This window comes from Streptomyces violaceorubidus, assembly GCF_000717995.1.
GTDB lineage: Bacteria > Actinomycetota > Actinomycetes > Streptomycetales > Streptomycetaceae > Streptomyces > Streptomyces violaceorubidus.
The window spans coordinates 35025-53592 of the sequence record NZ_JODM01000001.1; the positions used below are offsets into that span (position 1 = coordinate 35025).

Genomic DNA, 18568 nt, shown 5'->3' on the forward strand with positions numbered 1-18568 from the left:
CTTGGCGCCGGTTTTGCGCTTTGGTACTTCTGTTTGGTTTCCGGGGGAATGAGGGCGATATGTCGTACGTGGAAATGCCGGGCGCGAAGGTGCCGATCCGGATGTGGGCCGACCCGGCGACGGTCGAGGAGGGCGCGCTCCAGCAGCTGCGCAACGTCGCGACGCTGCCGTGGATCAAGGGCCTCGCGGTCATGCCGGACGTGCACTACGGCAAGGGAGCGACGGTCGGTTCCGTGATCGCGATGCGGGGCGCGGTGTGCCCGGCGGCGGTGGGCGTCGACATCGGCTGCGGGATGTCGGCGGTGAAGACGTCCCTGACGGCGAACGACCTCCCGGGCGACCTGTCCCGGCTGCGCTCGAAGATCGAGCAGGCGATTCCGGTGGGACGGGGCATGCACGACAGCCCGGTCGACCCGGGCCGCTTCCACGGGCTGGCGACGGCCGGGTGGGACGACTTCTGGGGGCGCTTCGACGGGGTGGCGGAGGCGGTCAGGTTCCGTCACGAGCGGGCCGGAAAGCAGATGGGAACGCTCGGATCCGGAAACCACTTCGTCGAAGTGTGCACGGATACGACGGGCTCCGTCTGGCTGATGCTGCACTCCGGTTCCCGCAACATCGGCAAGGAGCTGGCCGAGCACCACATCGGCGTCGCCCAGAAGCTCCCGCACAACCAGGGCCTGATCGACCGCGACCTCGCGGTGTTCGTCGCGGACACCCCGCAGATGGCCGCGTACCGCAACGACCTGTTCTGGGCGCAGGAGTACGCGAAGTACAACCGCACGCTCATGATGGCGCTCCTCAAGGACGTGGTCCGCAAGGAGTTCAAGAAGGCCAAGCCCGTCTTCGAGCAGGAGATCTCCTGCCACCACAACTACGTGGCGGAGGAGCGGTACGAGGGCATGGACCTGCTGGTGACCCGCAAGGGCGCCATCCGCGCGGGTTCCGGGGACTTCGGGATCATCCCCGGTTCCATGGGCACGGGTTCGTACATCGTCAAGGGCCTCGGCAACGACAAGTCCTTCAACTCCGCCTCCCATGGCGCCGGCCGGCGGATGAGCCGGAACGCCGCCAAGCGGCGCTTCTCCGCCAAGGACCTGGAGGAGCAGACCCGGGGCGTGGAGTGCCGCAAGGACTCCGGCGTGGTGGACGAGATCCCGGCCGCCTACAAGCCGATCGAGCAGGTCATCGACCAGCAGCGCGACCTGGTGGAGGTCGTGGCGAAGCTGAAGCAGGTCGTCTGCGTCAAGGGCTGACGCCCGGGGCGCCGTCGGGGCTCAGCCCTCCCGGTGCACCTTCGTGTTCGACGCCTGGGCGCGGGGGCGGACGACCAGGAGGTCGATGTTGACGTGGGCGGGGCGGGTGACCGCCCAGGTGATGGTGTCGGCGACGTCGTCGGCGGTCAGGGGGGCGGCGACGCCCTGGTAGACCTTGGCCGCCTTGTCCTGGTCGCCGCCGAAGCGGGTCAGGGCGAACTCGTCGGTCTTGACCATGCCGGGCGCGATCTCGATCACCCGGACGGGGCGGCCGACGATCTCCAGGCGGAGGGTCTCGGCGAGGACGTGCTCGCCGTGCTTGGCGGCGACGTAGCCCGCGCCGCCCTCGTAGGTGGACAGGCCCGCGGTCGAGGAGACGACCACGACCGTGCCGTCGCCGCTCGCCTCCAGCCTGGGGAGCAGGGCTTGGGTCAGGTTGAGGGTGCCGATGACGTTGGTCTCGTACATGCGGCGCCAGTCGTCCGGGTCGCCGGTGGCCACCGGGTCGGCGCCGAGCGCGCCGCCCGCGTTGTTGACGAGGACGCCGACCGTCTTGAACGCGGTCGCGAACTCGTCGACCGCCGCGCGGTCGGTGACGTCCAGGGGGTAGGCCGTGGCCTGGTGGCCGGCCGCCCGGATCTCCTCCGCCAGCGCCTCGACGCGGTCCTTGCGGCGGGCGGTGAGGACCACCCGGTACCCGGCCTCGGCGAGCTGCCGGGCCGTGGCGGCGCCGATGCCGCTGCTCGCGCCGGTGACGACGGCGATATGGGAGGCGGCGGACGGGACGGCGGCTGCGCTGGCCATGGGCTGCTCCTGGTGCGTACGGAGGGCGGTAGGGGCGTAGCCGCCCAGGGTAGTCAGCCGCCGTTGCGCGGGGCCCACATGATCAGGGCCATGCCGGCGAGGCAGACCAGCGCCCCCGCGATGTCCCAGCGGTCGGGGCGGTAGCCGTCGGCGACCACGCCCCACAGGATCGAGCCGGCCACGAAGATCCCGCCGTACGCGGCGAGGATGCGGCCGAAGTGCGCGTCGGGCTGGAAGGTGGCGACGAAGCCGTAGGCGCCCAGGGCCAGGACCCCGCCCGCCGCCCACAGCCAGCCGCGCTGCTCGCGCACCCCCTGCCACACCAGCCAGGCACCGCCGATCTCGAACAGGGCGGCGACGACGAAGAGGGCGGCGGAGCGGAGCACGAGCATGCGGGCAGCTTCGCACGCGCCGCGTACGCGCCGGACGGCGGACGGCGGACGGCGGACGGCGGACGGGCGGCGGGCGGCGGGCGGACGGCGGACGGGCGGCGGGCGGCGGACGGCGGGCGGACGGCGGGCGTGCGGAATAACGGCCGGTGGTGCTCCGTTCCAGGGGTATAGTTGAACAGTCAACAACCTGGAGGTTGAGCGATCATGCAGTTCGGCATCTTCACCGTCGGCGACGTCACGCCCGACCCGACCACGGGCCGTACGCCGACCGAGCGTGAGCGCATCAAGGCCATGGTCGCCATCGCGCTCAAGGCCGAAGAGGTCGGGCTCGACGTCTTCGCGACCGGCGAGCACCACAACCCGCCCTTCGTGCCCTCGTCGCCGACGACCATGCTCGGCTACATCGCGGCCCGCACCGAGCGGCTGGTGCTGTCCACCTCCACCACCCTGATCACCACGAACGACCCGGTGAAGATCGCCGAGGACTTCGCGATGCTCCAGCACCTGGCCGACGGCCGGGTGGACCTGATGATGGGCCGCGGCAACACCGGACCGGTCTACCCCTGGTTCGGCAAGGACATCCGCGAGGGCATCAACCTCGCCGTCGAGAACTACGCCCTGCTGCACCGCCTGTGGCGCGAGGACGTGGTGAACTGGGAGGGCAAGTTCCGCACGCCGCTCCAGGGCTTCACGTCCACCCCGCGTCCGCTGGACGGCGTCGCGCCCTTCGTCTGGCACGGCTCCATCCGCTCCCCGGAGATCGCCGAGCAGGCCGCCTACTACGGTGACGGCTTCTTCCACAACAACATCTTCTGGCCCGCCGACCACACCAAGCGCATGATCGAGCTGTACCGGGCCCGGTACGCCCACTACGGGCACGGCACGCCCGAGCAGGCGATCGTCGGCCTCGGCGGCCAGGTGTTCATGCGGAAGAACAGCCAGGACGCGGTCCGCGAGTTCCGGCCGTACTTCGACAACGCGCCGGTCTACGGGCACGGGCCGTCGCTGGAGGACTTCACCGCGCAGACGCCGCTGACCGTCGGCTCCCCGCAGCAGGTGATCGAGAAGACGCTCGCCTTCCGCGACTACGCCGGCGACTACCAGCGCCAGCTGTTCCTGATGGACCACGCGGGGCTGCCCCTGAAGACCGTCCTGGAGCAGCTCGACCTGCTCGGCGAGGAGGTCGTGCCGGTGCTGCGCGAGGAGTTCGCCAAGGACCGCCCGGCGGACGTGCCGGACGCGCCCACCCACGCGTCCCTGCTGGCCTCCCGGAAGGACGCCCCGACCGAGGAAGGAGTACGCGCATGAAGCTCGTCGTCGTCTCCGCGGGGCTGAGCGTCCCCTCGTCCACCCGGCTGCTCGGCGACCGGCTGGCCGCGGTCGCCGCCCCGGCCGCCACCGCGCCCGAGCCCGCTCCGGCCGACGTCCGGGTGGTCGAGCTGCGCGACCTCGCCGTGGAGATCGCGCACACCTTCACCAACGGCTTCCCGGCACCGGCGCTCGCGGACGCGTTCGCCGAGGTCGCGGACGCCGACGGGCTGATCGTCGTCACGCCGGTGTTCTCGGCGTCGTACAGCGGGCTGTTCAAGTCGTTCTTCGACGCGCTGAGCGCCACCGACGAGGACGCCCTCACCGGGAAGCCGGTGCTGATCGCCGCGACCGGCGGCAGCGCCCGGCACTCCCTGGTGCTGGAGCACGCGCTGCGACCGCTCTTCGCCTACCTGAAGGCCGTCGTCGTCCCCACCGGGGTGTACGCCGCGTCCGAGGACTGGGGCGCACAGGGGCTCGACGCCCGGATCGAGCGGGCCGCGACCGAGCTGGCGGCGCTGATGGCCGGGCTGTCGGGGCCGTCGGGGCAGGCGAAGGGGCGCACCCCGCCGCCGAAGCGGGACTCCTTCGAGGAGGTCACGCCCTTCGCGGAGCGGCTCGCCGCGCTGAGCGTTCCGGGGCCGAGCCCGGCGCCGTAGGGCGGCGGTGGCGGGCAGTGCGGGCGGGCGGTGCCGGTGGGCCGCACCAGCGTGGTGCACCGGATCGGGTGGGGCCGTCAGGGATCCCGTCGGGCGGGGCCGTCAGGGATCCCGTCGGAGTGGACCGGAAGCGGTTCGGAAGCGGTACGCCGCTGGCTCCGGAAGCGGCATCACTGATCCCCTAGGAGCATGTCGACGTCACCGGCGGCCGTACGCCCCACCGCTTTCGCCGGCGCCGGCACCGGTGTCCTGGCCCCCGGTGCCGGCGCCGACGTCGGCGCTGGTGCCCTCGCCGGTCTCGGCGCTCGTACGGGCGCCGGGGAGCCGCGCGGTGCGCAGATAGGTGCCGAGCGCCGCGAGGTCGGTCCGCTCCAGGTCGGCCGGGCGGATCACCACGCGCAGCTCCGGGGCGGTCGCCGGGTCGCGGCGGCAGTGGTCCGCGAAGCTCTCCACGATCATGAGCAGCAGCCGGGTGCGGTTCAGTTCCACGATCCGGGCGAGGCCGGAGCCGATCAGGGGGATCGCGACCGGACGGTACATGCCGAAGCGGGCGACGGCCGGCCACAGGGTGTCCAGGCTCGCCCGCAGGTCGGCCGGTCCGGAGCGGGCCACGAGGTCGTTGCCGAGCCGGGAGTAGGCCACGGCGAAGACCCGCCGGCCGCCCACCGTCAGCGGGACGGTCGTACCGAGGGGATAGCGGACCCGCCGGCCGCGCGGCTTGTCCTGGGGCCGCTCGGTGCGCAGCGGTCTGAACGCCCGCAGCCCGGCCTGGATCCGGTCGTCCAGCTGTTTGCGCTCGCCGCCGAACAGCCGCTCCACCAACTGGCCCTGCACGCTCTCCCGGCTGATCACCAGGTCCTGCTCGGTGGCGGTGTCGAAGGTGTCGGTGAACCCGACCACCAGATTGGCGTCCTCCTGGTCGAACAGGTCGCCGCGCACCACCACGACGTCACCGGCGCCGGGGAAGGGCTGCCGCAGCAGCTCCCGCCCGTGCCGCTCGCGCAGCCGGGCCCGCAGGGTGCCCAGCAGCTCGGCGACGTCCCTGTCGTCCGGCCGCTCCCGGGCCATCCGTTCGGCGACCGGCAGGGCGAGGTCGTGGCGGCCCAGGTCCATCCGGCTGCGGATCAGCTGGCGCCGGGCGGTCTCGTACAGCGCGGTGAGCCGGCGGACCAGCGGCCGGGCGAAGTCCTCGTCGCCCGCCTCGGCCAGGGGACGGCCGCGCACCAGCGCGAGCGCCGCGGCCAGCCGGTCGGCGGCCGACGCGGGTGCCGCGAGCAGCGCGGAGTCGACCAGCTCGGTGAACTCCGCGCAGTCCAGCTCCTCGGGCGCGAGCACCAGCCGGTACGCCGTCTCGGGCGCCGGACCGGCCAGCAGCTGCTCGGTGCGCAGCACCCGGGCGCCGTCACCGCACTGGGCGGGATCGAGGGCGCGGCGCAGTTCGAGGACGCGCTTTTGCACCTCGTTGCGGTGGCGCTGGGCCGCGTGCGGCTGCTCGCCGTCGAGCGCCCACACGTCCCGGTGCAGTCGGCGCACCGGTACGGGCTCGCCGTCCGCCGCCACCAGGCGGACCAGCAGCCGTGTCGTCAAGGGGGTCAACCGGGCGGGTACGCCGTCGATTTCGAGCCTGGCCGGGCCCAGGACGCTCACACGGATGCGCGCCATACAAGTGGTCTCCACTCGCTTCGCCCTCTCCCGACCTGCGGTCGCGGGGGAGGTTTCGGCAGCGTATCAATTGTCCGTTTGGGGGAGTTGTGGTTTCGGTCGGTTCGCACGGGACCGGTCCGGTCGTCCGTCCGCCGCGGGGGAGCGGACGGGGGAGCGGACGACTGAGCGGGCGGTTGAGGGGGCGGCTGGGCCGCGGGGGCCGTCGCGGCGCGTTCGGCGGGGCGCGGACCCGGCGGCTGTTCGCCGGCAGTGTGATGGCGGCCTTCGGCGGGGTGTCGGCGGTGCTCCAGTTCGTGGGGCAGCTGTGGCCCGCCGCCGTTCCCGGCCCGGCGCCGGTGACCGCGGCCTCGGTGCTGCTGTGCCTGGCCTGGGCCGTGCTGCGCAGCAGGCCCACGGTGGTCGTGCAGCAGGAGTTCGCGCGTCCGCGGATGTCCGTGACGGTCGGACCGGGCGACCTCTTCGACGAGTCCGCCCACCTCGTCGTCGGCTTCTCGGACACCTTCGACACCGATGTCCGCGACGGCGTGGTGATCAGCGCCGGCAGTGTGCAGGGGCAGTTGCTGGAGCGCCGGTACGACGGTGACCTGCGGCGGCTGGACGACGAGCTGGACGCCGCCCTCGGCGCGGTCGTGCCGGTGGCCCGGGAGACGCGCGCGGACAAGCCGTGCGGCAAGCTCGACCGCTACCCGGTCGGCACGGTGGCGGTGCTCGGCAGTCGGCCGCGGCTGGTCTTCGGGGTCGCCCACAGCCGGCTGGGCAACGACTTCGTGGCGCGCTCCAGCACCGAGGAGCTGTGGCTCAGCCTCGGCCGGGTGTGGGACGCGGTCTACCAGCACGGTCAACTGGACCGCGTCGCCGTGCCGTTGATCGGGTCGGGCCTGTCCCGGCTGCACGGCCTCGACGAGGAGAGCCTGCTGCGGCTGATACTCCTGTCCTTCATCACCCACTCCCGGGAGCGGGTCATCTGCCGCGAACTGCGGGTCGTGCTGCGCCCCGCGGAGCTGGAGCGGGTCGACCTGACGGAGGTGGCGGCGTTCCTCGGGGTGCTGGCGGCGTCCGACGCGCGCGGCCCGGCGTAGGCATCGCGCCGCGTATCGGCTCGGACCGGCCGCGTCCCAGCCCCTGCTCGGCCCCGTCCCTTCCGGCCCCGCCTCGTCCGGGCTCGCCCCCGTCCCCCCCCGACTCCGCCCCGACTCCGCCCCGACTCCGCCCCGGCTCGCCCCCGCCGGCCCTCGCCCCCGCCCCGGGACGGCGCCGGCCCCCGGGGCGCGTACCGCGGTGGCGGGACGTGCCCCGGGGGCCGGTTGCGCCGGTCCCCCGAGCGGCGCCGGATCCGCCGGACGGTTACGGCCGGCGGTGGTAGGCGGACAGGTGGCGGAAGGGGTAGGTCTGGCGCCAGTCCGAGCCGGTGTCGTTGACCGTGCAGCCCGCCAGCTTCAGCCGCTCCACGACCTTGCCGAGCGCCGTGTCGGAGCCGTCGAAGCGGACGACGTTGCGGCCGGCGATGTCGGCGATCGGCCGCACCCCGCCGACCTCGACGATCAGCGTGCGCTCCGGGTAGGCCATCAGCACCATGCCCAGCTCGATCAGGACGTTCGGGCGCGGCTGGCACACCGGCCGGGTCTCGTAGTCGGGTTCGTTGTGGCCGCGCAGCTCGGGGTGGAGGGTGACGACGTCGTCCGGGGTGAGCAGGACCAGCGCCGCCTGGGCCTGCGCGGGGGCACCGGCGACCACGTCACCGAGGAACGGAGAGGTCTGGCCGGTCGCCCGGACCAGGTCCTCCCACTCCTTGGGCCGCAGATCGAGCCGGCGCAGCAGCTCGTACATCTCGCGCCGCACCTGGTCGTCGCGGCCGTGCACGACGAAGACGCTCCGGGCCCGCTCGGCGTCCCCGGGCAGGGCGGCGGCGGGGCGCCGCCATCCGTCGGCGTACGGCTGTGCGGGCGGGGTGGACGGCGCGGGCGGTGCGGCGTGGATGGGGGAGTTGTCGCCGAAGGTCTGGGTGGTGTCGGTGTTGCCGACGCTCTGGTTGCCCCCGAAGTTGTTGGTGCTGCCCTGACCGAAGCTGTTGCCGTGGAACTGCTGCCCGCTCATGCCTGCCGTGCCTCCCTGGTGACGCCGGAGTTGTTCCCGAAGGTCTGGGTGGTGTTGGTGTTGCCGACGCTCTGGTTGCCGCCGAAGTTGTTGGTGCTGTTGGCGCCGAAGTTCTGCTGGAGGATGTTGGTCTGGTTCGCCTCGTGCTCACGGGTGTCGACGTCGTGGTCGCGCAGGAAGTCGCCGACGATCTGCAGCAGATGGCGCTCGATGATCTGGATGTACTTGATCGTGTCCGACTCCTGGAAGAAGTGGTGGAAGTCGTGGTGGGGCGCCAGCTCCCGGACGCTGGTGAGGGCGCCGCAGTCCACCGCGGTCAGGGCGTAGCGGCCGAGCCGGAACTCACTGGTGTCGGCCGGCTGGCCCACCAGCTTGCGGACGGTGTCGGTGCCGAAGCGGCTGGGCAGCCGTTCCCGCAGCGGGTTGGCGATCAGCCGCAGGAGTTCGCCGGGCGCGCTGCGGGTCACGTCCCAGGCGATGCGCAGCATGAGCATGCCGTCGATCGTGGCCGGCAGCCGGTCGGCGAGGTGGAAGCTCTCCGGCAGGGGACCGAGCACATAGGTGTAGAACTCGGTGTGCAGGGTGCTGCCCTTGATGTCGAACCCGATGAACACCGAGGTGACCAGCTCCTGTTGCCAGGCGCCGATGCGGATGCACAGGTACTCGCGTCGGGCGTCGTAGTCCTCCCGCCAGTGCGCGGCGTTGTGCTCGGGCCGGTCGGGGTCGGGCGTGTCCAGCAGTACGGCGACGGGGTCGCTGCCGTCGGCGGTCCGCACCGCCTTGGTGAACCGGCGCCGGTCGACGGAGAGCAGCTCGACGCGGTTGCTCGGCGCGGGCTTGTCGCGCAGTTCCGTGAGCATCTCCTCGCTGACCCGGGCGGTGATGTCCTCGACGGTGAAGGGGATGATCGGCTTGCGTTCCGTCCGCCCGGCCCCGTACGTGCCGTCCGTGCCATCCGTGCCGTTCGTGTCGTCCGCCGGTCCGTGCTGGGCGGGGACGTGCCCGTTCAACAGGCCCTGGCCGAGGGCGCCGGCCCGGGACTTCGGGACGCCGAGCAGCAGTTCCGCGTTGGCCCACCGCTTGATCGAGTGGCCGGCGCCCACGAACGGCTTGTAGCCGCCGTAGTACACGGTGTCCGAGGCCTGCTCCCGGTTGATCTTGCCGACCAGTTCCGGGGTGAGGCGCGAGGTGATCGGGTGGGAGCCGTCGAACCCGGCGCGGTCGTCGGCCGGCGGAGCCAGGTGCTCGGCGAGGGTCTGGAGGATGGCGAGCCGGCGCAGGAACATCGTGGCCCAGGCGAGCCAGAAGACGAACAGGGCGGCCATCCAGCCGTCCAGCACGTCCGCGGCCATGAGCAGCGCGACGACGACCGCGCCCGTCCCGAGGGCGATCAGCTGGTTGCGGCGCAGGTTGTGGGCGGCGAGGGCGTGCGCCAGGACGGGCGCGGCGTCGTAGCCGTAGGAGGGGGACACCACCCGGTAGCGGTGGGTGAGCAGCTCCCGGATGACCCCCTTGCGGTAGACGGGGTCGAGGTAGGTGCCCGCGCACATCAGCCGGGTGGCGTTGCTCGTGGCGTCCGGGGGCGGCGGGGCGGCGTGGGTGGTCATGGCTGGCTCAGTTCCCTTCCCGCATGTCGGCCGCGGTGATGACGCCCCCGCTGACCGTGTAGGTGCCCACGTACGTCGTCTGCGTGCCGTCGGTCTCCCAGGCCACGACCGTGACCGAGACGTCGTCGCCGGACGTGCCGGTCACGGTGACGTCGTCCCGCTGGGTCGTGGCGAAGCCGGCGACGAAGGAGTCGTAGTCCTGGTTGAGGTTCTTGCCGCCCAGCTCCCACGCGGCGGCGAAGTCGCGGTTGTTGATGGCGTCGAAGTACGCCGTCACGGCCGCCTCCGGCCCGGCCCCGTCGGTGGCCGAGTCGGTGGCCGTGTCGTCGGTCGCGGTGTCGTCGGAGGGAGTGTCGTCCGTGGTGTCGTCGCCGTACGTCCCGTCGTCGTACGGGCCGTCGGTGGTCACTCCGCCGGTGGTCTCGTCCCAGGGGTACGTGTCCCCGCCGGTCAGGCCGCCGGAGCCGTCGGGGTTGGTGCCGTCGTCGGACGTGGCGTCGTCGGACGTCTCGGGCCCCCAGCCCGGGAGCGCTCCGCTGCCGTAGAGCCCGTCGGTGGAGGGTGCCTGGTCGTCCGGGCCGGTCGTGGCGAGCACGACGGCCAGCACGACTATGAGGACGAACGGGATCGCGATCACGGTCAGGGCCTGGTTGCGTACAGGGCCGGGCGTGAGTGCGAGCCCCGGTGCGGGGTAGGAACCCCGGGCGCCGGACGGGACGCGGGTACTGCTCATCTGTCACCTCATTGCCGCCGGTATCCGGCCGGGCGGATACGGCACGCGCCCCCGAGTGGGCCGATGTGCCATGTGCATCGACCGATCCGACCAGTGGCGGCGCTTCCGGAACCAGATTTCTGCGGTTCCGATGCGCTTCCGATCGGCTTCCGGTATGGCCGGCCCCCCCGGCCCCCCGGCACCCCCGGCCCCCCGGCCCCCCCGGCCCCCGGCCGGTGACGCGCCGGGCGACCTCAGAGCTCCGTCACTCCGGTCGTGACGGCCAGAGTTCCGTCGGTCCGGTCGTGGCGGCCAGAGCCTCGTCGGTCCGGTCGTGGCGGACGCACCCTCTCGCGTCGGTACCGCCCGGTGACGCGGACGGAGGATGTGCTTGGCTCGACGTGACCGACTGTGCGAACTGCGGGAAGGAGGAGTTACTGCCGTGCACGTGCTGATCCTCGGCGGCACCACGGAGGCCCGCCGCCTGGCCGAACTGCTGGCGGCCGGACCCGCGGGACCGCTGCCGGGGCTGCGTGTGACGACCTCCCTGGCGGGACGGGTCTCCGCGCCCCGGACACCGCCCGGCGAGGTACGGGTCGGCGGCTTCGGCGGCGCCGACGGACTCGCCGCCTGGCTGTGCGAGCACGCCGTCGATCTGCTCGTCGACGCCACCCACCCCTTCGCCGGCACCATCGCCTTCCACGCGGCCCACGCCGCCGCCACCGTCCGGGTCCCCCTCCTCGCGCTGCGCCGCCCCGGCTGGCGGCGGGTCGAGGGGGACGTCTGGCACGAGGCCGGTTCGCTGACGGAGGCCGCGGCACTGCTGCCCGCGCTGGGCCGACGGGTCTTCCTGACCACCGGCCGCGTCGGGCTGGCGGCCTTCGCCCCGCTGGCCGACCCGTGGTTCCTCGTCCGGTCCGTCGACGCGCCCGAGGGGGCCCGCCCGCCCCGCATGGAGGTCCTGCTGGACCGCGGCCCCTTCACCCTCGACGGGGAGCGCGAGCTGCTGCGCCGGCACCGGATCGACGTCCTGGTCACCAAGGACAGCGGGGGAGCGGCCACCGCACCGAAGCTGACGGCCGCCCGTGAGGCCGGGCTGCCCGTGGTCGTGGTGCGCAGGCCGCCGGTGCCCGGGGGAGTGCCGGTCGTGACCGCGCCCGAACAGGCGGCCCGGTGGGTCGGTGAGGCCCACGCGAGGCGCCCGCCGCACCCCTAGATCACGTACGGGCCCTCGTCCCGCGGCTCACTCCTCCTCGCGCGCGATCGCGTTGATCGCGGCGGCGGCGAGCGCACTGCCCCCGCGACGCCCCCGTACGACCAGGTGTTCCACGCCCGAGGGATGGACGGCCAGCGCGTCCTTGGACTCGGCGGCTCCGACGAAGCCGACGGGTACGCCGATGACGGCGGCAGGTCGGGGTGCGCCCGCGTCGATCATCTCCAGCAGCCGGAAGAGCGCGGTGGGCGCGTTGCCGATGGCGACCACGGCCCCGTCCAGCCGGTCGCGCCACAGCTCCAGGGCGGCGGCGCTGCGCGTGGTGCCGAGCCCGGCCGCCAGCTCGGGGACGGCCGGGTCGGACAGGGTGCACACGACCTCGTTGTCCGCGGGCAGCCGCGCGCGCGTCACACCGCTGGCCACCATCCGTACGTCGCACAGCACGGGCGCACCGGCCTTCAGGGCCTCACGGGCGCGGGAGACGACGCCGGGGGACCAGGACAGGTCGCGGACCAGGTCGACCATGCCGCAGGCGTGGATCATCCGGACGGCGACCCGGCCCACGTCGGCGGGCAGACCGGAGAGGTCGGCCTCCGCGCGGATGGTGGCGAAGGACTGGCGGTAGATGGCCGCGCCGTCCTTCTCGTACTCGTACTTCTCGCACGCGTACTTCTCGTACGCGGATCCGTACTCGTGCTGGGAGTCGTGCGGGGTCACGGTGCTCTTCTCGCTGCTCTGGGTCGGCGGACGGCCACGGCGGGGAGCATACCGACACCCGAACGGGCGTCAGGGGAGCCTGTCGGCGGGGGTGGCCTCGGATCCGGAGGGGGATACCCCCGGGAGGTAAGGGATGGGCGGGGTCTGTTTGCGGTGCGCCGCACGGTGAAACCCGGCAGGCACCCAGACTCGCGCGTGAACGGAAGGGAAGCGGTCACCATGCCCACCACCGTCAACGACCTGCTCCGTACCTACCCGGCCGACCTGGGCGGCGTGGACCGGGACGCCATGGCCAGGTGCATCGAGGAGTGCCTCAGGTGCGCCCAGGCGTGCACCGCGTGCGCGGACGCCTGCCTGTCGGAGCCCGCGGTCGCCGATCTGACCAAGTGCATCCGCACCGACATGGACTGCGCCGACGTGTGCGGCACCACGGCCGCGGTCCTCTCCCGGCACACGGGCTACGACGCCAACGTCACCCGGGCCGTGCTCCAGGCCTGTGCGACCGTCTGCCGGGCGTGCGGCGACGAGTGCGCCCGGCACGCCGGCATGCACGAGCACTGCCGCGTCTGCGCCGAGGCGTGCCGCAGCTGCGAGCAGGCGTGCGACGAACTGCTCGCCGGCCTGGGCTGAGGCCGGGCCGACGGGCGGGCGGTCAGTGGTAGGCGTGGACGACGGCGTGGCCCTTGCCGCGGCCGATCATCCACTTGTTGACCGGCGTCGTGATCACGAACGCCACGGCGAAGCCGCCGAGCAGCGCGTACCAGAACAGCCCGTCCGACAGGTGCGCGTCCATGGCGCCCGGGACGAGGGCGATGATCCCGTTGTCCACCAGCTCCATCACGGCGATGGAGACGGTGTCGGCGGCCAGCGCCACCTTGAGCGCGGCCTTCATGGACACCCCGGCGCGCACGACCGCGACCAGGGTGAAGGAGTAGCCGAAGACGAAGGCCAGGGCGATGGCCAGCACCATGGTCGGCACGTTGCCCCACATCAGGGCGGTGCCGACGACCATGCCGAGGATCTCGCCGATGGCGCATCCGGTGAGGCAGTGCAGCGTCGCCTGCATCGCGGTCGCCCACGTCGTGCCGTGGCCGGGTCCGTGTCCGGGTCCGGGTCCGGGTCCGTGGCCGGGTCTGTGGCCGTGCGCGTTTCCGTGCGCGTGACCATGTGCGTTTCCGTGCCCGTGCCCGTGCCCGTGCCCGTGCTCCGCTGCGGGGTCGGGGTGGTGGTGCGCGGTACCTGGGTGGCGGCTGCTGTGGTCCATATGCGCGACCGTATACCCCCGGGGGGTATCGGTCCAGGGGTTCCGTCCGGCGTGGTCCGGAGATGCGGGCGACGAGGGGCGCGGAATCTCCGTTGCTCCCCGGTGCGCGGGGGCCTACCGTCCCGGTCATGCTGCCCCCGGTGGAAACGGACGAGGAGTGGGACGCGGTCGTCCCCGACGACACGGTGCTGCGCCCCGGCGTGGCGGCCCTCTGCGCACGCCTGGGTCTCGCCGACGCGCCGCTGATCCGTTTCACGGAGGGTTCCCAGCCGGTCTACGCGGTGGACGACGAGCACGTGCTCAAGCTGTTCCCGGGTGCCGCCGCGCGGCGCGGCATCGTGGAGGGTCGCGTCCTCACCCACCTCCAGGGAAGACTGCCGACACCGACGCCCCGGGTCCGCGAGTTCGGCCCCTGCGGGAACGGCTGGCAGTACGTCCTGATGTCCCGGCTCCGCGGCGAGAACCTGGCCCGCGCCTGGCCCCGGGTGCCGCGGCACCACCGCGAGCGGCTCGTCACCGAGGTCGGTGAAACCCTCGCGGTGCTGCACTCCCTCGACCCGGATCCCCTCGGGGACGTCCTCGGCCCCGGGGACTGGGGCGCCTTCCTGGACCGGCGGCGAGCCGGTGCCGTGGAACGGCCGCGCGCCCAGGGGCTGTCGGCCGACTGGGTGGAGCAGATCCCCGGCTTCCTGGCCTCGGTCCCGCTGCCGAGCGAACCGGACCGCTGCCTGCTGCACACCGAGGTCATGCGGCAGCACTTCCTCGTCGACCCCGACGGGTGGCGGCTGACCGGGCTCTTCGACTTCGAGCCCGCCATGACCGGCGACCGTGCCTACGACTTCGTGGCCGTCGGCCTGTTCGTCACCGGCGGCGACCCGGACCTGCTGGCCCGCCTGACCAAGGCGTACGGCCGCACCTTCGAGCCGCGGGTGCTGCTCGCGTACACGCTGCTGCACGTGTACAGCGATCTCCCCTGGTATCTGCGGGAGTTGGGCGCACCCGCGGAAGCGACCCTGCCGGCGCTCGCGGAGGCGTGGTTCGGCACGGCGGTGTGACGCGTTCCGGACCCGTGTCCCCGGGCCCGGACGGATGCCGGTACGGAACGGGGGCAGGCGTGAGGAAGCCCCTGTCCGCTGCACACACCGTGAGTGTCATGACCTCCTCCTCCGCGTCTCCCAGCCCCGAGTCCCTGCCGGCGACGACCGACGACCTGGTGACGGAACTGCGTCAGGTGCGGGCGGAGAACAGACAGCTCAAGCAGGCCCTCGCCTCCCACGCCGCGGTCGACCAGGCCATCGGTGTGCTGACGGCGCTGGGCCGCATCAGCCCCGATGACGGCTTCACCGTGCTGCGGGAGATCTCCCAGCACACCAACGTCAGACTCTCCGTCGTGGCCCAGTACCTCATCGAGCACGCGCGGGGTGCCGCGCTGCCCGGCGTTCTGCTCGGTGAACTGCATGCGGCCCTCTCCCGCCACGCCGGCCCGCGCGAGAGCCGCTGACGGCGGGACCGCAGACCGCGAGGGCCGCTGACGGCGGGGGCCGCTGACGGCGGGGGCCGCTGACGGCGGGACCGCAGACCGGGGGGACACGCGTCACACGGCGGGTCGAAATCGACGGGAAGGCCCTCGGCGCGGTTCCTGATCTCGTCGCGGATCGGGCGGACGGCCTCGACACCTGGCCGGCCGGGTCGGGGCGCACACGCCCGACTCCCGCACCGCGTCCCCGGACCTGAAGGACCCGGGCGGGCAGGAGGAGACCGTCAGCGTTCCGTCAACATCGTCCGCGGGGTCGTCAGCGTCCCGTCATGGGCGGCCCCGGCACCGGGACGACGGGCCTAGCGTCGTGGGCGCGTCCCGGTGCGCCTCCCCGCGCCCGGGACCCCAGACCACCTTCGACGCTCCTGCGCACACCACCGCAGGCCTCGGGAGTACCGATGACGCAAACGCCGTACGGCGAGGACCCCGACCCCTCCGAACCCCTCCCGGCCGGACCCCTGTACGTCCCGGTCCGGCCGGGATCCTCCAGTTGCACGATCCGGCTCTTCCGCACGCCGCTGGGCGGGCGCACGGCCGTCGGCTTCACCTCCGAGCGTCGGCTCGTGGCCACCCTCGGTGCCCACCAGGCACGGATCCGGTTGGCCGAGCCCGCCCTGCGCGCGCTGACCACGCCCCTGGGCGTCACCACCGTCACGGTGAACCCGCAGTTCACGGCCCCGGCCCCGGCCCCGGATCCCGCGTCGTCCCCGGCCCCGGTCCCCGCGTCGGCCCCGGCCCCGGACCTGGACCCGGACCCCGCGTCGGCCGCCGCCACGCCCGCCCAGCCGAAGCCCGCCCCCGCGCTGCGGGCCGGCTGAGAGGGGTCGTACACCATGGCCACCGTCCGCGTACCCGCGCCCCGGTCCACCGCCGCCGACCTCTCGGTGTGGCCCGCGTCCACCACCGAGCCGGCCCACGGCGGGCTCGCCGTGGGCGGCGTGCCCCTCACCGAGATCGCCGACCGCTTCGGCACCCCTGTCTACGTCCTCGACGAGGCGGAGGTCCGCGAACGCTGCGGCGCCTACCGCGACGCGTTCCCCGACGCCGAGATCCTCTTCGCCGCCAAGGCGTTCCTGTGCCGGGCCATGGCCCACTGGATCGACCAGGAGGGCCTCGGCCTCGACGTCTGCTCCGCCGGCGAACTCGAACTCGCCGTCGCCACCGGCTTCCCGGCGGAGCGGATCGTGCTGCACGGCAACGCCAAGTCCCCGCGCGATCTCGAAGCGGCCCTGCGCCTGGGGGTCGGGCGCGTCGTCATCGACAGTCCCTCGGAGATCGCACGGCTGGCCGCCGCCGTAGGTCCGAACGGGCACCAGAAGGTGATGGTCCGGGTGGTGCCCGGCATCAGCGCCGGCGGCCACGAGAAGATCCGCACCGGCACCGACGACCAGAAGTTCGGGCTGCCGATCGCCGACGGCTACGCCCAGCACGCCATCGCCCGCATCCTCGACCAGCCCCAGCTCGAACTGACCGGCCTGCACTGCCATCTGGGCTCCCAGATCACCGCCGTCAAGCCCTACCTCGTCGCCGTACGGCGCATGGTCGGCCTGATGATGCGCCTGCACGACCAGCACGGCGTCGTCCTTCCCGAACTCGACCTCGGCGGCGGGCACGGCATCGCCTACCGCCCCGGCGAACCGGCCCTCGACCTGACGACCCTGGCCCGCAGGGTCCGCGCCGAACTGGCCGACGCCTGCGCCACGGCCGGCCTGCCCGTGCCGCGCCTCATCATCGAACCGGGCCGGGCCATCGCCGGACCGGCGGGCGTCGCCCTCTACCGCGTGCTGGCCGTCAAGCACGCGGGTGACCAGGTCTTCGTGGCGGTGGACGGCGGCATGAGCGACAACCCGCGCCCCGCCCTGTACGGCGTCCGCTACGCGCCCCGTCTCGTCGGCCGGCGCAGTACGGCGAGCCCGGCGCGGGTGACCGTGGTGGGCCGGCACTGCGAGGCGGGCGACGTGCTGGCGTCCGACGTGGACCTGCCCCGCGACGTACACCCCGGGGATCTGCTGGCCGTACCCGTGGCCGGCGCGTACCACCTGTCCATGGCGTCCGGCTACAACCTGGTCGGCCGCCCGCCCCTGACCGCCGTACGCGACGGACGCGCCCGCCTCCTGATCCGCCGGGAGTCCCTGGAGGACATCCGCAACCGCGACGTGGGCCTGTAGCGCCGGGAGCCTGCGCAAGCCCCAACTCCCGCCCCGCGGGAGCGAGATCCTCCGCCCGTGCCCGACGAGCACGGGCGCCGCCGCACCGGCGCCGTCGCACTGGCGTCTCCCGCTACTCGGTGATACTTTGTAGCAGTACTCGGTAGCACCAAGTACCGATGGAGCTGAGGTGGGCTGGCGATGGAAGACCTGACGGAAATGCTGAAGGGCACGCTCGAAGGATGCGTGCTCGAAATCATCGGCGGCGAGGAAACCTACGGCTACGCCATCACCCGCCGGCTGAACGAGCTCGGCTTCACCGACGTCGTCGAGGGGACGGTGTACACCATCCTCCTGCGGCTGGAGCGGAACGGGCTCGTCCAGGTGGTGAAGCGGCGTTCGGAGGCCGGTCCGCCGCGCAAGTTCTACTCGCTCAACGACGCCGGACGCGAGGAACGCGCGAAGTTCTGGGCGAAGTGGCAGTACGTCTCGACGCGTATCGACAAGCTCAAGGAGGGCGGGAGATGAACTTCTGGGAGAAGGTCACGGGCAGCGACATCAGCCGGGACTGGAAGGCGTTCGAAGTCCGGGCCGAAGCACTGCCGGACGACTACCGGGCGGCCTGGGAGCAGATCAAGGCCCACCTCATGCCCCACGGGGACTTCACCGGCCGCAACCTGGTACCGATCTTCGACGCCGCCCTGGCGCTGCTCGAAGAGACCGCGGCGGACGGACTGGGCGTCCAGGAGGTGCTCGGCGACGACATCCCGGGCTTCTGCGCCGCGCTGGCCGGCGGACACGGGGCCCGCACCTACCGCGACCGGTGGCGCGAGCAGCTGAACAGGAACGTGGCGAGGAAACTGAACCGGCTGGAGGACTGACGTGAGCATCCACGACATCATCGAGGGCAAGAAGCAGTGGCGCGCGCACATGGCCCGGGTCAAGGCGCTCCCGCCGGACTACCAGATCGTCTACAAGGAGATGCAGAGGTACCTGTTCAAGGTCGGGCCGACCGACCTGTCCGACGGGCCCCTGCTCCCCGGGATCGTCGACTTCTTCGAGGAGGGCGTCGCCGCGGGCAAGGGCGTCCTGGAACTCGTCGGCGAGGACGTCGCCGCGTTCTGCGACGGCCTGATCAAGGACTCGCGCACCTATGCGGACGTCTATCAGGAGTCCCTCGGCGAAAAGCTCGGTGC

At 72.8% G+C, this 18568-nt stretch carries 20 protein-coding genes and 1 pseudogene; 13 read left to right on the forward strand and 8 right to left on the reverse strand.

Annotated elements, in window-relative coordinates; genetic code table 11:
* Positions 1–59 precede the first annotated feature (59 nt).
* Complete coding sequence (locus IE94_RS0100170) at positions 60–1253, forward strand: RtcB family protein (protein ID WP_030145262.1); 1194 nt, start codon at positions 60–62, stop codon at positions 1251–1253.
* A 21-nt stretch (positions 1254–1274) separates the two neighbouring features.
* On the opposite strand, the gene IE94_RS0100175 is transcribed toward IE94_RS0100170, so the two are convergent.
* The gene (locus tag IE94_RS0100175) at positions 1275–2057 is read right to left on the reverse strand and encodes an SDR family NAD(P)-dependent oxidoreductase (RefSeq protein WP_030145263.1); all 783 of its coding nucleotides are present in this window, start codon (positions 2055–2057) and stop codon (positions 1275–1277) included.
* 53 nt (positions 2058–2110) lie between these two features.
* Positions 2111–2449, reverse strand: a complete 339-nt coding sequence (locus tag IE94_RS0100180; protein ID WP_030145264.1) for a YnfA family protein — start codon at positions 2447–2449, stop codon at positions 2111–2113.
* A 204-nt stretch (positions 2450–2653) separates the two neighbouring features.
* Between IE94_RS0100180 and IE94_RS0100185 the strand changes: the two genes are divergently transcribed.
* Both IE94_RS0100185 and IE94_RS0100190 read left to right on the forward strand, forming a co-directional pair.
* Positions 2654–3757, forward strand: coding sequence for an LLM class flavin-dependent oxidoreductase (locus IE94_RS0100185; protein WP_030145265.1), 1104 nt, complete (start codon positions 2654–2656; stop codon positions 3755–3757).
* Entirely contained in the window at positions 3754–4416 is a 663-nt protein-coding gene (locus tag IE94_RS0100190; protein WP_030145266.1) for an FMN reductase, read from the forward strand. The genes IE94_RS0100185 and IE94_RS0100190 overlap by 4 nt, the downstream gene beginning before the upstream one ends.
* A 198-nt stretch (positions 4417–4614) precedes the next feature.
* Here the strand turns inward: IE94_RS0100190 and IE94_RS0100195 are convergent, their stop codons facing one another.
* The gene (locus tag IE94_RS0100195; protein ID WP_030145267.1) at positions 4615–6078 is read right to left on the reverse strand and encodes an AfsR/SARP family transcriptional regulator; all 1464 of its coding nucleotides are present in this window, start codon (positions 6076–6078) and stop codon (positions 4615–4617) included.
* A gap of 176 nt (positions 6079–6254) precedes the next feature.
* On the opposite strand from IE94_RS0100195, the gene IE94_RS0100200 reads away from it, so the two are divergent.
* The gene (locus IE94_RS0100200; RefSeq protein WP_245235136.1) at positions 6255–7160 is read left to right on the forward strand and encodes a macro domain-containing protein; all 906 of its coding nucleotides are present in this window, start codon (positions 6255–6257) and stop codon (positions 7158–7160) included.
* 265 nt (positions 7161–7425) lie between these two features.
* Here the strand turns inward: IE94_RS0100200 and IE94_RS0100205 are convergent, their stop codons facing one another.
* From IE94_RS0100205 to IE94_RS0100215, 3 genes are read right to left on the reverse strand one after another with little or no spacing between them, the layout of a single operon-like run.
* Positions 7426–8175, reverse strand: a complete 750-nt coding sequence (locus IE94_RS0100205) for a TIR domain-containing protein (protein ID WP_030145269.1) — start codon at positions 8173–8175, stop codon at positions 7426–7428.
* Positions 8172–9782, reverse strand: coding sequence for a hypothetical protein (locus IE94_RS0100210; protein WP_030145270.1), 1611 nt, complete (start codon positions 9780–9782; stop codon positions 8172–8174). The genes IE94_RS0100205 and IE94_RS0100210 overlap by 4 nt, the downstream gene beginning before the upstream one ends.
* A gap of 7 nt (positions 9783–9789) precedes the next feature.
* Positions 9790–10515, reverse strand: a complete 726-nt coding sequence (locus IE94_RS0100215; protein ID WP_030145271.1) for a hypothetical protein — start codon at positions 10513–10515, stop codon at positions 9790–9792.
* Between the two features lie 421 nt (positions 10516–10936).
* Here IE94_RS0100215 and IE94_RS0100220 point away from each other — a divergent pair, with 421 nt between their 5' ends.
* Positions 10937–11710, forward strand: coding sequence for a cobalt-precorrin-6A reductase (locus IE94_RS0100220; protein WP_030145272.1), 774 nt, complete (start codon positions 10937–10939; stop codon positions 11708–11710).
* 27 nt (positions 11711–11737) lie between these two features.
* On the opposite strand, the gene IE94_RS0100225 is transcribed toward IE94_RS0100220, so the two are convergent.
* The gene (locus tag IE94_RS0100225) at positions 11738–12424 is read right to left on the reverse strand and encodes a precorrin-8X methylmutase (protein WP_030145273.1); all 687 of its coding nucleotides are present in this window, start codon (positions 12422–12424) and stop codon (positions 11738–11740) included.
* Between the two features lie 219 nt (positions 12425–12643).
* Between IE94_RS0100225 and IE94_RS0100230 the strand changes: the two genes are divergently transcribed.
* Positions 12644–13054: a four-helix bundle copper-binding protein gene (locus tag IE94_RS0100230; RefSeq protein WP_030145274.1), complete on the forward strand. Its 411-nt coding sequence runs from the start codon at positions 12644–12646 to the stop codon at positions 13052–13054.
* Positions 13055–13076: 22 nt separating this feature from the next.
* Here the strand turns inward: IE94_RS0100230 and IE94_RS0100235 are convergent, their stop codons facing one another.
* Positions 13077–13688, reverse strand: a complete 612-nt coding sequence (locus IE94_RS0100235; protein ID WP_030145275.1) for a DUF4396 domain-containing protein — start codon at positions 13686–13688, stop codon at positions 13077–13079.
* 128 nt (positions 13689–13816) lie between these two features.
* Here IE94_RS0100235 and IE94_RS0100240 point away from each other — a divergent pair, with 128 nt between their 5' ends.
* The 7 genes and pseudogenes from IE94_RS0100240 to IE94_RS0100270 form a co-directional block, all read left to right on the forward strand.
* Positions 13817–14743, forward strand: coding sequence for an aminoglycoside phosphotransferase family protein (locus tag IE94_RS0100240; RefSeq protein WP_030145276.1), 927 nt, complete (start codon positions 13817–13819; stop codon positions 14741–14743).
* A gap of 98 nt (positions 14744–14841) precedes the next feature.
* Positions 14842–15189 (forward strand): ANTAR domain-containing protein, encoded by a 348-nt coding sequence (locus IE94_RS0100245; protein ID WP_030145277.1) that lies wholly within the window; start codon positions 14842–14844, stop codon positions 15187–15189.
* Between the two features lie 434 nt (positions 15190–15623).
* Positions 15624–16043: an SAV_915 family protein gene (locus tag IE94_RS0100250; RefSeq protein ID WP_037921405.1), complete on the forward strand. Its 420-nt coding sequence runs from the start codon at positions 15624–15626 to the stop codon at positions 16041–16043.
* A gap of 15 nt (positions 16044–16058) precedes the next feature.
* The gene (lysA, locus tag IE94_RS0100255; protein WP_030145279.1) at positions 16059–17393 is read left to right on the forward strand and encodes a diaminopimelate decarboxylase; all 1335 of its coding nucleotides are present in this window, start codon (positions 16059–16061) and stop codon (positions 17391–17393) included.
* 180 nt (positions 17394–17573) lie between these two features.
* Positions 17574–17900, forward strand: a complete 327-nt coding sequence (locus IE94_RS0100260) for a PadR family transcriptional regulator (protein WP_030145280.1) — start codon at positions 17574–17576, stop codon at positions 17898–17900.
* Positions 17897–18253: a DUF1048 domain-containing protein gene (locus tag IE94_RS0100265; RefSeq protein ID WP_030145281.1), complete on the forward strand. Its 357-nt coding sequence runs from the start codon at positions 17897–17899 to the stop codon at positions 18251–18253. Before IE94_RS0100260 ends, IE94_RS0100265 begins: the two co-directional genes overlap by 4 nt.
* A gap of 1 nt (position 18254) precedes the next feature.
* Positions 18255–18566, forward strand: a pseudogene (locus IE94_RS0100270) (DUF1048 domain-containing protein); the annotation flags it as partial.
* Between the last annotated feature and the right edge of the window lie 2 nt (positions 18567–18568).

Bases quoted from the DNA above. Each gene is read 5' to 3' on its own strand.
- IE94_RS0100170 (WP_030145262.1), top strand. From the start codon at position 60: ATGTCGTACGTGGAAATGCCGGGCGCGAAGGTGCCGATCCGGATGTGG.
- IE94_RS0100175 (WP_030145263.1), bottom strand. From the start codon at position 2,057: ATGGCCAGCGCAGCCGCCGTCCCGTCCGCCGCCTCCCATATCGCCGTC.
- IE94_RS0100180 (WP_030145264.1), bottom strand. From the start codon at position 2,449: ATGCTCGTGCTCCGCTCCGCCGCCCTCTTCGTCGTCGCCGCCCTGTTC.
- IE94_RS0100185 (WP_030145265.1), top strand. From the start codon at position 2,654: ATGCAGTTCGGCATCTTCACCGTCGGCGACGTCACGCCCGACCCGACC.
- IE94_RS0100190 (WP_030145266.1), top strand. From the start codon at position 3,754: ATGAAGCTCGTCGTCGTCTCCGCGGGGCTGAGCGTCCCCTCGTCCACC.
- IE94_RS0100195 (WP_030145267.1), bottom strand. From the start codon at position 6,078: ATGGCGCGCATCCGTGTGAGCGTCCTGGGCCCGGCCAGGCTCGAAATC.
- IE94_RS0100205 (WP_030145269.1), bottom strand. From the start codon at position 8,175: ATGAGCGGGCAGCAGTTCCACGGCAACAGCTTCGGTCAGGGCAGCACC.
- IE94_RS0100210 (WP_030145270.1), bottom strand. From the start codon at position 9,782: ATGACCACCCACGCCGCCCCGCCGCCCCCGGACGCCACGAGCAACGCC.
- IE94_RS0100215 (WP_030145271.1), bottom strand. From the start codon at position 10,515: ATGAGCAGTACCCGCGTCCCGTCCGGCGCCCGGGGTTCCTACCCCGCA.
- IE94_RS0100230 (WP_030145274.1), top strand. From the start codon at position 12,644: ATGCCCACCACCGTCAACGACCTGCTCCGTACCTACCCGGCCGACCTG.
- IE94_RS0100235 (WP_030145275.1), bottom strand. From the start codon at position 13,688: ATGGACCACAGCAGCCGCCACCCAGGTACCGCGCACCACCACCCCGAC.
- IE94_RS0100240 (WP_030145276.1), top strand. From the start codon at position 13,817: ATGCTGCCCCCGGTGGAAACGGACGAGGAGTGGGACGCGGTCGTCCCC.
- IE94_RS0100245 (WP_030145277.1), top strand. From the start codon at position 14,842: ATGACCTCCTCCTCCGCGTCTCCCAGCCCCGAGTCCCTGCCGGCGACG.
- IE94_RS0100250 (WP_037921405.1), top strand. From the start codon at position 15,624: ATGACGCAAACGCCGTACGGCGAGGACCCCGACCCCTCCGAACCCCTC.
- lysA (WP_030145279.1), top strand. From the start codon at position 16,059: ATGGCCACCGTCCGCGTACCCGCGCCCCGGTCCACCGCCGCCGACCTC.
- IE94_RS0100260 (WP_030145280.1), top strand. From the start codon at position 17,574: ATGGAAGACCTGACGGAAATGCTGAAGGGCACGCTCGAAGGATGCGTG.
- IE94_RS0100265 (WP_030145281.1), top strand. From the start codon at position 17,897: ATGAACTTCTGGGAGAAGGTCACGGGCAGCGACATCAGCCGGGACTGG.